The 11,822-nt window shown below is 50.2% G+C and carries 9 protein-coding genes; 4 read left to right on the forward strand and 5 right to left on the reverse strand.

The features are described 5' to 3' along the window. Positions 1–154 precede the first annotated feature (154 nt). Positions 155–2,332 (reverse strand): TonB-dependent siderophore receptor, encoded by a 2,178-nt coding sequence (locus ACTHSX_RS10235; protein WP_440377577.1) that lies wholly within the window; start codon positions 2,330–2,332, stop codon positions 155–157. A 211-nt stretch (positions 2,333–2,543) separates the two neighbouring features. Next, a complete protein-coding gene (gene wrbA / locus ACTHSX_RS10240) occupies positions 2,544–3,149 on the reverse strand; it encodes an NAD(P)H:quinone oxidoreductase (protein ID WP_440377578.1) in 606 nt (201 codons plus the stop codon). Positions 3,150–3,248: 99 nt separating this feature from the next. Between wrbA and ACTHSX_RS10245 the strand changes: the two genes are divergently transcribed. The 4 genes from ACTHSX_RS10245 to xth all read left to right on the forward strand — a co-directional run bounded on the left by ACTHSX_RS10245 (position 3,249) and on the right by xth (position 7,964). Further along, positions 3,249–4,451 (forward strand): YihY family inner membrane protein, encoded by a 1,203-nt coding sequence (locus ACTHSX_RS10245; RefSeq protein ID WP_440377579.1) that lies wholly within the window; start codon positions 3,249–3,251, stop codon positions 4,449–4,451. 99 nt (positions 4,452–4,550) lie between these two features. After that, on the forward strand, positions 4,551–6,332 hold the full coding sequence (locus ACTHSX_RS10250; RefSeq protein ID WP_440377580.1) for an extracellular solute-binding protein: 1,782 nt from the start codon (positions 4,551–4,553) through the stop codon (positions 6,330–6,332). Positions 6,333–6,747: 415 nt separating this feature from the next. Then, on the forward strand, positions 6,748–7,026 hold the full coding sequence (locus ACTHSX_RS10255) for an ArsR/SmtB family transcription factor (RefSeq protein WP_440377581.1): 279 nt from the start codon (positions 6,748–6,750) through the stop codon (positions 7,024–7,026). 167 nt (positions 7,027–7,193) lie between these two features. After that, positions 7,194–7,964, forward strand: coding sequence for an exodeoxyribonuclease III (gene xth, locus ACTHSX_RS10260; RefSeq protein ID WP_440377582.1), 771 nt, complete (start codon positions 7,194–7,196; stop codon positions 7,962–7,964). Positions 7,965–8,209: 245 nt separating this feature from the next. On the opposite strand, the gene ACTHSX_RS10265 is transcribed toward xth, so the two are convergent. From ACTHSX_RS10265 to ACTHSX_RS10275, 3 genes are all read right to left on the reverse strand, one after another. Next, positions 8,210–9,034: a hypothetical protein gene (locus tag ACTHSX_RS10265; RefSeq protein ID WP_440377583.1), complete on the reverse strand. Its 825-nt coding sequence runs from the start codon at positions 9,032–9,034 to the stop codon at positions 8,210–8,212. Between the two features lie 5 nt (positions 9,035–9,039). Then, positions 9,040–11,067 (reverse strand): excinuclease ABC subunit UvrB, encoded by a 2,028-nt coding sequence (uvrB, locus tag ACTHSX_RS10270; RefSeq protein ID WP_440377584.1) that lies wholly within the window; start codon positions 11,065–11,067, stop codon positions 9,040–9,042. Positions 11,068–11,286: 219 nt separating this feature from the next. Next, positions 11,287–11,700 (reverse strand): type IV pilin protein, encoded by a 414-nt coding sequence (locus tag ACTHSX_RS10275; protein WP_440377585.1) that lies wholly within the window; start codon positions 11,698–11,700, stop codon positions 11,287–11,289. Between the last annotated feature and the right edge of the window lie 122 nt (positions 11,701–11,822).

Genomic DNA, 11,822 nt, shown 5'->3' on the forward strand with positions numbered 1-11,822 from the left:
GATATTTGAAACAAAAACAGCCGAAAATCTTTATTTAGGTTTCGGCTGTTGGGGAAAAGGAATTTTGCAAAGGTCTCAATATGAGAAAAATTCAGGCCGTCTGAAAACCCGATGATTCAGGTTTTCAGACGGCCTGCACTATTTTTCTTTTCAATTAGAACGTATGTTTAACCGTTGCAGTCACACTACGCGGCGTGCCGTACACATGAATATCTGGCATGGTGCGATAGCGTTTGTTAAACACGTTTTCAAAGTCCAAACTGATGCGGGTGGATTTGCCGATTTTGTAATGACCGGTCAAGTCCAGCGTTGCGTACGGACGTTGGGTCAACGCGGCGGCTGCGGCCGGATTGATGTCTGCAGGGTATTCGTCCAGCGTGTGGCTGCGGCTTTGCCAGTTGACGTTGGCACCCAGGTTCAAACGGTCGGTTACGTCATACGCGGTAAAGAGTTTGAACAAATGAACCGGGTAAGACGGATGCAGTTGAACACCTTCGCTGTCTTTAATTTTGGAACGTGCATAAGACGCATTCAACAGCCATTTGTCGCTCAGGCGGCCGCCGACAGAGAGTTCCACGCCTTTTGTTGTGGTGTTGTCGGCTGCACGGTAGTATTCCTCGCCATTCGCGAATTTACCTGCGACAACGCCCAAATGGTCGCGTTTGTTCATAAAGACGGAGGCGGAAGCATTCAGACGGCCTTCAAACCATGATGCTTTCAAACCGGTCTCGTAGGTTTTGCCGCGTTGCGGTTTGAGCGCCGCGCCGTCTTTGGTCAGGTAACGCACTTGCGGACGGAAAATGGTGGTGTAAGACGCATAGGCAGTCAGATTGTCGCCGATGTCGTAGGTTACGCCCAAATAAGGAATGAAAACGTTTTGTTTGTGGCTGCTGTGTGCGAATTTGTTACGGCTGGTGCTGTAACGGTAACGCCAATCCACAAAACGGCTGCCACCGATAAAGGCGAGTTTATCGGTCAGTTTGAAACGGGTCGAGCCGTAAACCGACAGGTTTTTCATGCGTGAAAAACCATCGCGCAGATACGGCATATCGGGTTTGGCGATATTACCGTTAAAGAGGCGCAAATCTGGAATCGTCGATTCGCCTTCTTCGTAGAAAGACAGGTTTTCTTTGTTGTCCTGATAGCTGATGCCCGCATTGAACTCATGCGAACGGCCCAATGCAGGATAGTGACCATCCAAAGTCAGGGAGAAATCTTGGTCGCGATATTTGCTGCGATCGCGGTCGGATGTAAAGAGCGCGGAATAGTCGGAGTTGATGACATAAGTACCGGCAATGCCTGAAACGATGTCGTTTTTGCCCGAAACATGGCTGTAATTGCCTGTCAGTTTCCAGCCATTGTCAAACTCATGGCTGAGGGAAGTGAATACTTCAGCACTGGTGTCCTTGCCGTATGCCCAGCGTGCGGAAGAATTGCTGCGCGGCGAAGACTCAAACGGTATGAATCCAGTACGACGCGAACCTGCTGCGGTCAGGTAGCTGAAACGCGAGCTGCCGGTATTGCGGAAACGGTGTATTTCCGTACCGAGGCGCCATTGGGTTTGCGGCGTAATATCGTAAGACAAAGTACCGTAGAAAGTGTGATTGTGGCGCGAAGTGTTCGGCAGGTAATCGCCGCCGTGGTCGCTGACCAAAATAGCGCGGCCGCGCAAGGTATTGTCTGCATTCAAAGGCTGATTGGCATCAAGGACGAAGCGGTAGTGGTTCCACGAACCGACACCGGCTTCTACGCTGATGGCAGGCTTGGAAGTCGGTTTTTTGCGTTCCAAAGCAACCGTACCGCCCGGCTCGCCCATACCGCCGTTGGACAAACCGCTTGCGCCGCGCACGACGACGACTTGTTCGTACAATGTGCTGTCCAGATTGTTGGTGCCGCGGCGGATGGCTTTACCGTCGTAAAGGAATTTAGGCGCGCCATCCACGGAAATGCTGTCAATCGCCTGACTGCGCGAAATAAACTGGCTGTGACCGGATACGTTGTTACCCATTTTGCTGTGGAACACGCCCGGTGTTTGTTTCAACACGTCCTGCAAGGTATCCAAACCTTGGTCGTCCATTTGTTTTTCGGTAACGACAGACAGGGACTGCGGCGTTTCACGCTGGGTCAGGCGGATGCCTGTGGCGGCAGAGGAAGCGGGAATGGTGTAGTTGGAAGTAGTCTGTTTACCGACACCTTGGACGGTAACTGTCGGTAAATCGACACGTTCTTGCGGCTGGGTATTTTCTACTTCGGTTGCGAAAGAATACGCCGAACACAGCGCCAGACTGACGGCAAAGCTTAATTTGCCATAGGGAAATACAGGTAGTGACATAGCCTCTCCAATTAGCTTATCTTTACAATTTGGTCGCAGATTCTATCAAAAAGATGTAGTCCGATGAAACTATGTTCTAATCACTATTTCCTAAGTAGTTCGTTTAATTCAAAATATTTATTTTCAATCTAGTACCAATTAACTAAAAAGGCCGTCTGAAACCCATATCATCAGGTTTTCAGACAGCCTTAATCTTTTTATTACAAGGTAATCAATCTGCCAATTTTCGTGCCAATTCTGCCAAACGTTTACCTTGCGCAAAGGCAATATCGTTTTCTTCGGCAGTCAATGCCGTCTTGCTGTCGTGGCCGGAAACATGGCTTGCACCGTAAGGCGTGCCACCGCTTTGGGTATTGCTGAGCGCGGACTCGGTATAGGGAATGCCGCTGATGACCATGCCGTGGTGCAGCAGGGGCAGCATCATGGTCAGCAAGGTGCTTTCTTGGCCGCCGTGCAGAGAAGATGTACTGGTGAATACGGTGGCAGGTTTGCCGACGAGTTCTGCACCGAGCCAAAGGGGAATGGTGCCGTCGATAAAGTATTTCATTGCGGCGGCCATATTGCCGAAACGTGTCGGGCTGCCGAGCGCAAGGCCGGCGCAGTTTTTGAGGTCGTCGGCAGTCGCGTATGGCGCGCCTTCGTCGGGAATGGCTTTTTCAACGGCTTCGCAAACGGTGGAAACTTTGGGAACGGTACGCAACACGGCTTCGCAACCTTCCACGCTTTCGATACCGCGTGCGATTTGGCGGGCAAGGTTGCGCGTGCTGCCGTTTTGGGAATAAAAGAGGACGAGAATTTTCAGGGGATTTGGGTTCATTTGGGGTTTCCGTTACAATGCTGTCAGGTTTCAGACGGCCTTTTAAATACTCGGGCCGTCTGAAAAGAAAAAATTTCAATTTAGAAGTGGGAAAAGGTTATGCCGTTTTCGCAATGGTGGCAAGGTTTTTTAAAGAGTAAAGGCGTGGCGTTCGCTTGGTTTGTCGTGCGCCGTTTTGATGAGGAGCGTGTGCCGCAGGTGGCGGCAAGCATGACGTTTACAACGCTTTTGGCTTTGGTGCCCGTGTTGACAGTGATGGTCGTCATCGCTTCGGCCTTCCCCGTTTTCGACCAATGGTCAGGGGCGTTTGTCTCTTTCATCAACCGCACCATCGTACCGCAGGGCGCGGACATGGTGTTTGACTACATCAATGCGTTCCGCGATAAGGCCACCAAGCTGACGGCGATCGGTAGTGTGATGTTGGTCGTAACCTCGCTGATGCTGATTCGGACGATAGACAATGCGTTCAACCGGATTTGGCGCGTCAATTCGCAACGGCCTTGGATGATGCAGTTTTTGGTGTATTGGGCGTTGCTGACGTTCGGGCCTTTGTCTTTGGGCGTGGGCCTGTCAGTCATAATCGGTCAGGTGCAAGTAGTGGGCGGCTCGGAATGGCTGAGGGTCATAACCGCGGTTTCATTTATTACGGTACTGCTGTGGGGTTTATACCGCTTTGTGCCCAACCGTTTCGTGCCTGCCAGCCATGCTTTGGTCGGCGCGGCCGTAACGGCGTTTTGCTTGGAAACGGCACGCTTTTTGTTCACTTGGTACATGGGCAACTTTGACGGCTACAAATCGATTTACGGCGCATTTGCTGCAGTACCGTTTTTCCTGTTGTGGCTCAACCTATTATGGACGCTGGTATTGGGCGGCGCGGTTTTAACCTCGTCCCTGTCCTACTGGCGCGGCGAAGCGTTCCGCCGCAGTCTGGATGTGCGCGGCCGCTTTGACGATGTATTGAAAATCCTGCTGCTGCTCGATTCTGCCCAACAAAACGGCAAGGCATTGCCGGTGCAGGAGTTCAGACGGCATATCAATATGGGCTTTGATGAATTGGGCGAGCTTTTAGAAATACTGGCGCGACACGGCTATGTCTATTCCGGCCGTCAGGGCTGGGTCTTGAAAATGGGGGCGGAGTCCATCGACTTGGCGGAGCTGTTCAAACTCTTCGTCTACCGTCCGCAAACGCTTAATAAAGATAAGGTTAATCAAACAGTTGACCACATCATGCAGCCCTGCTTGGAAACCTTGAACATGACGCTTGCCGAGTTCGGCGCCCATACGAAAAAACAATCCTCTTAAACCTGATGCCGTCTGAAACCAAAAATATCAAGTTTCAGACGGCCTTTGCTATAATCGGCACACTACTGAATATTACATTCGACCTACAAGGAAAAATAGATGAAAACACCAGCCCTACTCTCTCTGCTCGGTTTGATTCCATCTGCCGCCTTTGCCGCTCACGGCGTAGGCCTTGGCCAACCACCGAAATATCCGGCCAACTTCACCGCCTTCGAATACGTCAATCCCAACGCCCCCAAAGGCGGTACATTTACCACGCCTTTCCTCGGTGCTTTTGACACGCTCAACCCCTTTACCCTCAAAGGCAACCACGAATACGGCATCAGCATGCTGACACTCGACACCCTGACCGAGCAAAGCATGGACGAACCGTACGCCGTTTACGGCCTGATTGCCGAAGACATCGCCCTGGCTCCGGACGGCCTTTCCGTTACCTTCAAAATCAACCCCAAAGCCAAATTCCACAACGGCGACCCCGTTTTGGCCAAAGACGTTGCCGCTTCATTTAACATCCTGACCAAAGACAAAGCCGCCGCCCCCATGTACCACTTCTACTGGAGCGACGTGGCCAAAGTGGAAACGCCCAACGATCGCACCGTCGTGTTCCGCTTCAAACAGCGCAACTCAGAATTGCACATGATTCTCGGCAGTTTGCCCGTCTTCTCGCATAAAAGCTATCCCAAAGGCCTGGCCGCCGCTCCCAACAGCCTGCCGATCGGTTCCGGCCCCTACCGTTTTGCCAAAGCCGAAAACGGCCGCATCAGCGAGTTTGTCCGCGACAAAAACTACTGGGCGCAAAATCTGCCCGTGTGCAAAGGCCGCTACAACTACGACCACATCCGCATCAAATACGTCAAAGACGAAGTTGTCCGCATCGAAGGATTGAAAGGCGGTCAATATGACTTCGTACAAGAAAACGTCGCCCGCAACTGGGCGCGCGCCTACTCCGACGAAGTCCTCAAAAAACGCAATCTGTCCAAACACGAATGGATACAAAACAGCACAGCCGGCATGCAAGGCTTCGTCATCAATATGCGCCACAAGCCCTTGGACAATATTTACGTCCGCCGCGCCTTGATTGAAAGCTTCGACTACGAAAGCGTCAACAGCCGCATCTTCTACGGCGCATACCGCCGCACCGACAGCTTCTTCACCAACAGCACCATGGCCGCAACCGGCAAGCCTGACAGCGCGGAAACCACATTGCTCAAATCATTGGGCACCAAGCTGCCCGACGGCGTATTGGATCAAGACGTCCCTATGCCGCCGGTTACCGACCCCAAACTGGGCGTGCGCCCGAACCTGCTCAAAGCACGCGCCCTGCTTGAAAAAGGTGGCTATCAATACAAAAACGGCAAAGCAGTCGACAAACAAGGCAAACCGCTGACCTTTGAATTCCTCGCCCCAAGCAAAAACTACGAACGCATTACCGCCAAATGGCAGCGCGACCTCGCCAAAATCGGCATCACCATGAACGTGCGCACCGCCGATTCCGCCGTGTACCAAAAACGCATGAACGACTTCGATTTTGACGTAACCACAGGCTACTACGGCAACAGCGAAAGCCCCGGCAACGAGCAATACGACTACTTCAGCTGCGCCGCCGCCAAAACCGAAGGCAGCCGCAACCTATCCGGCGTCTGTCATCCTGCGGTTGAAAAACTGCTGACCCATTTCAACAGCTTTACCAACCGCCAAGAGCTGCAAACCACCTCGCGCGCGCTCGACCGACTGATCCGCCACCAATACACCATCGTTCCAAACTGGTTCGCCGACCGCTACCGCGTCGTGTACCGTAACGATGTCGGCATTCCGTCCAAGCTGCCGAAATACTACGACCCCATTACCTTCGCCATGACCGCAGGCTGGAAGAAAAAGTAGTCGCATTTCGACAACACGTCCAAGTGTCTGACAAGCCCTTGGCGTGTAGTCCTAAGCTTAAAATCATAAAACCTTGTTGTTTGTTTAAAAACAACCAATCGGCTGATTCCAAACAAACATAAAAGAAAAAACAACTTAAAGCCAAATCAAAGGCCGTCTGAAACATCCGTCAGCAAAATCATCTGCAACGGAACATTTCAGACGGCCTTTTCGTCTCTTTTCAATCTATTTTCGCAACCGAAGCAAGATATCGAAAATAAACAAAAAAATTGTAAAACAATGCCCTCAAATTTTACAAAACCGTGTACACTGCAAGGTAAGAGTTTGAATTATAAGGTTAATCTTAATAAAAACTACAATCATCCAAATTTAACCCAAATCAAGCATTCATATAACAGACAAAAGGAACAATAATATGGAAATCAAGCGTCTCTCTACCATTCTCAAACTGATTGCCAACCCCGAACGCATGGCCATCCTTTTTCTGCTGCTTGACGGCGACCGCAGCATTACCGAATTGGCACAAGCGCTCGACTCCTCTCCGACCGGCATCGCCAACCACCTCGCACGCCTGCGCACCGAAGGCATCATCGATTTCACGCGCTACCACCGCATCATCGAATACCGCATCATCTCCGAAGAAGCCACCACCATCCTCAATACCCTGCGCACGCTCAAAGACCCAGCCGAATAAACAAATTATTCCACATCGCAACATCAAGGCCGTCTGAAACATCAGCTTTCAGACGGCCTGCCCCTTTCAGCCCATATCGAAAAATAAACCAATCCGCTATACAATACCGTCCATTCCCACAGGCGCAATCCGCCGTCTTCCCACCCAACAGCACACACGGAAACATCATGAAAATCGCCACTTGGAACGTCAATTCCCTCAACGTCCGCCTGCCCCAAGTACAAAACTGGCTGGCCGACCACCAAGCCGACATACTCGCCTTACAAGAACTCAAACTCGACCAAGACAAATTCCCGGCCGCCGCCCTGCAAATGATGGGCTGGCACTGCGTCTGGAGCGGCCAAAAAACCTACAACGGCGTCGCCATCATCAGCCGCCATGAACCGCAAGACGTACATTGCGGCCTTCCCGCCCTCCCTGACGACCCACAACGCCGCGTCATCGCCGCCACCATCAACGGCGTACGCGTCATCAACGTCTATTGCGTCAACGGCGAAGCCCTGGACAGCCCAAAATTCCAATACAAAGAACAATGGTTTGCTGCATTGACCGAGTTCGTCCGCGCCGAAATGGCCGCACACCCCAAACTCGTCCTGCTCGGCGACTTCAACATCGCCCCGGCTGATGCCGACTGCTACGACCCCAAAAAATGGCACGAAAAAATCCATTGCTCCTCCATCGAAAGACAATGGTTTAAAAACCTACTTGACCTCGGCCTGACCGACAGCCTGCGCAAAATCCACCCCGAAGGCGCGTTCTACACATGGTTCGACTACCGCGGCGCCATGTTCCAACGAAAACTCGGCCTGCGCATCGACCATATCCTCACTAGCCCCGAACTCGCCGCCACCCTTACTAACGTCACCGTCGACCTAGAAACCCGCGCCCAAGAACGCCCCAGCGACCATGCACCGGTGATTGCCGAGTTTGACTGCTAAATTTTGAAGCAATATAAACAATAAGGCCGTCTGAAAACTGGATTTCAGACGGCCTTTATTCTAAAAGTTTTCAGACCACGTTTGAAATTGTCTGAAAGTTTGAAACAATGGTTTGAACACCAAAAAACGCGTGCGTGCATACCGCACACACCCTACACCTCGATTTTAAAGTTTGTACCGCCGCAGGTAAGGTGTGCGGCGTAGCCACGCACGAGGTTAGTGGAGATGCAAGCTACGGCTTGCTGTTATTCATAATCCCAAATTATAGTTTTAACAAAATCAGGAATCTTTTTCTTGCCATATTCACTTAAGTTTATAGTTACATAATATCCAAAATCTTGCGGTAAAAAATCACCATTTATACTATCAAAATCAAAATATTTTATAAAATTATTTAATGCAATATCCCCAGTAATTAATTTACAATGAACAATCTCTTTTCTTCCTCTTCTATATGTATGGGTAAACTTTGATTTTAAAAAAGAAAAAATTGATAGGTGCGTAAAATCCATAGCAGCATTGTAGTATTTTTCTTTATTTGGTTTAATAATTTTTTTACACTGCCCTTCGCCACATATAGATAGAATACAAGCAATAACCATAGGGTTATCTCTAGATAATTTATAACTATTAGCAATATCTAAGATCTGATTTATTCGTTCTTTTAATTTTTCTTTCTTAGGTAAATTTAAAATTAATTCTCTAATATCTGAAAGAAACTCCTCTTTATTTTTTATATTATTTTTATAATCTCTCCCTAATTTACCAATAACCAAAAGTTCTTTCATAAATAGTAAATTAAATGCTTTATCCAATTCTGCATTATGGAAGAATTTTTCAAGCTCACTAAACTCAATATCTATAACGTCCTCTATTTGCTTAGATTTATCTTCTAGTTTACCATGCTCTCCCTCCATTATTGATAAAATAGGAGTAATAAAACATCCATCCCTATCAATTTCTCTAAGTTTTTTAAGAATATCTAACTTATTTTTATCTTTCTGCTTTCTATTCAAGTTACTATCTTTTATTATTGAAATAATATTTCTATCTAAAAAATAAACTCGCATATACCTCACTCCGCTCCAAAAAGTAAATTCTCTTTAATCCCCCGAATCCTATCCCTTAACACCGCCGCCTCTTCAAACTGCAAATCCCTAGCCGCCTGCTGCATGGCTTTTTCCAGTTTGGCGATTTCTTTAATTGCGTCTTCTTCACTGTGAATTTCGCCGACTTTAACCTTGTTTTTGCCTTGTCTACGGCCTTTGCCGCTGTCTTCTTCGTGATACACGCCGTCGATGATGTCTTTGACTTGTTTTTTAATCTGCTGTGGCACGATGCCGTGTTCTTCGTTGAACTTGATTTGTTTTTCGCGGCGGCGTTCGGTTTCGTCGATGGCGGCTTTCATGGAGTCGGTGATTTTGTCGGCGTACAGGATGGCGACGCCGTTCACGTTACGCGCGGCGCGGCCTATGGTTTGAATCAGGCTGCGGTGGGAGCGTAGGAAGCCTTCTTTGTCGGCGTCGAGTATGGCGACTAGGGAGACTTCGGGGATGTCGAGACCTTCGCGCAAGAGGTTGATGCCGACCAGTACGTCAAACAGGCCAAGTCGTAAATCTCTAATGATTTCAACGCGCTCTACGGTGTCGATGTCGCTGTGCAGGTAGCGCACTTTGATACCGAGTTCGCTGTAATAGTCGGTGAGTTGCTCCGCCATGCGTTTGGTGAGGGTGGTAACGAGTACGCGTTCGCCTTTTTGGATGCGGTCGTTGATTTCGCTCATTAAGTCATCGACTTGGGTGGCGACGGGGCGGATAATGATTTGGGGATCAACCAGCCCTGTGGGGCGGACGACTTGTTCGACCACTTGTCCGGCGTGTTCTTCTTCGTATTTGGCGGGGGTGGCGGAAACGAAGACGGTTTGCGGCATGACTTTTTCAAATTCGTGGAATTTGAGCGGGCGGTTGTCGCGGGCGGAAGGCAGGCGGAAGCCATAATCAACGAGGTTTTGCTTGCGCGATGCGTCGCCTTTATACATGCCGCCGATTTGGGTAACGGTAACGTGGCTTTCGTCGATGAACATGATGGCGTTGTCGGGCAGGTAGTCCATCAGCGTGGGCGGCGGTTCGCCTTCTTTTTTGCCGGAGAAGTGGCGGGAGTAGTTTTCAATGCCTTTGCAGAAGCCCATTTCGTAGAGCATTTCGAGGTCGAAACGGGTGCGCTGTTCGATGCGTTGTTGTTCGACGGGGCGTTGTTCGCGGGCGAAAAATTCGATGCGTTCGCGCAATTCTTCTTTGATGGACTCGCAGGCGCGCAATACGGTGTCGCGTGGGGTAACGTAATGGCTGGACGGGAAGACTGTGTAGCGGCCGACGCGTTGAATAAGACTGCCTGAAAGCGGGTCGAACATATCGAGGCGGTCGATTTCGTCGTCAAACAGGCTGATGCGCAGGGCGTTTTCGGAGCTTTCGGCGGGGTACACGTCAATCACGTCGCCGCGCACGCGGAAGCTGCCGCGTTTAAAATCCAAATCGCCGCGTTCGTACTGCATGGAAACGAGCGTGGCGATGATGTTGCGCTGTTCGATGGTATCGCCTTCTTTGACGGACAACACCATTTGTTGGTATTCGGTCGGGTCGCCGATACCGTAAATAGCGGACACGGTGGCGACGATAATCACGTCGTCGCGAGTCATTAGGTTTTTGGTAGCAGAAAGGCGCATCTGCTCGATGTGTTCGTTGATCGCGCTGTCTTTTTCGATGAACAAATCACGGCTGGGCACATAGGCTTCGGGCTGGTAATAGTCGTAGTAAGAGACGAAATATTCCACCGCGTTTTCGGGGAAAAACTCGCGCATTTCAGCATAAAGCTGGGCGGCAAGGGTTTTATTGTGCGCCATGATGATGGCGGGGCGGCCGCTTTGCGCGATGACGTTTGCCATGGTGTAGGTTTTGCCCGAACCGGTTACGCCGAGCAGGGTTTGGTAGGCAAGGCCGTCTGAAAGCCCTTCGAGCAGGCCGGCAATGGCGGTAGGCTGGTCGCCGGCAGGAGGAAATGGCTGGTGGAGCTTGAAGGGGGAATTTGGGTATTGGATGACTTCCATAAGACGGCCTGTTTTATGTTCAGGTAAAAAGAAGATTATAACAAAGGGCCGTCTGAAAATTGATAGTGTGCCAATCTGATAAAACCAAATATTTCATTTTCTTTCCTAGCTAACTGAGGTTGGTTGTATTAGCCGGAACAATTAAACTACCTTTCCCCCAAAGGACGTGCCTGAGCACGTCCTTTTTCTTTATCCACTTCCTTCCTTTCGATCAGGTTCCTACCCCGTAAAAGGCCGACACTCCGCATCATTTCCCCTAAATATCTCCTCTCCATCCGTACAGCTGCCCTTCACCTTCATCTTCCCGCACACCACCGCCGTCAGCGACTCGTTCAAGCGCAATACCCTCGGCTCCGCCTCCCTGTCCAACGCCACCGCCTTCAGGGTAAACTTCCCCTCCAAGATCCCCTTAGCCTGACCGTTCATCCGAATGCAGAAGCCACCCGCCTCCTTGACCGGCAGCTCTGGCCACTTCGTCGACGTCAGCTTAAAGCTGCCCTTTTTCGTGTAGAACTGCTCCATAAAGCGCGCATTCTCCAACAAAGCAGCATGCGCCGCACGCAGGTTGGCCGAGCGGACCGATTCCCGATAGGCCGTAAATGCCGCTGTTGCCACTATCGAAACCAACAGCATCACCACCAGCAGCTGTATCAAAGAGTAGCCCCTCTGCACAGTTGTCCCATTCCGTTTTCCGTCAAATACCTTTAAGTACATATCTTTAATTCCCTTTATCTTTTTATCCCCATCCGACAGGA

Source organism: Neisseria sp. P0014.S002, from assembly GCF_051958295.1.
GTDB classification, from domain to species: Bacteria; Pseudomonadota; Gammaproteobacteria; order Burkholderiales; family Neisseriaceae; genus Neisseria; species Neisseria flavescens_B.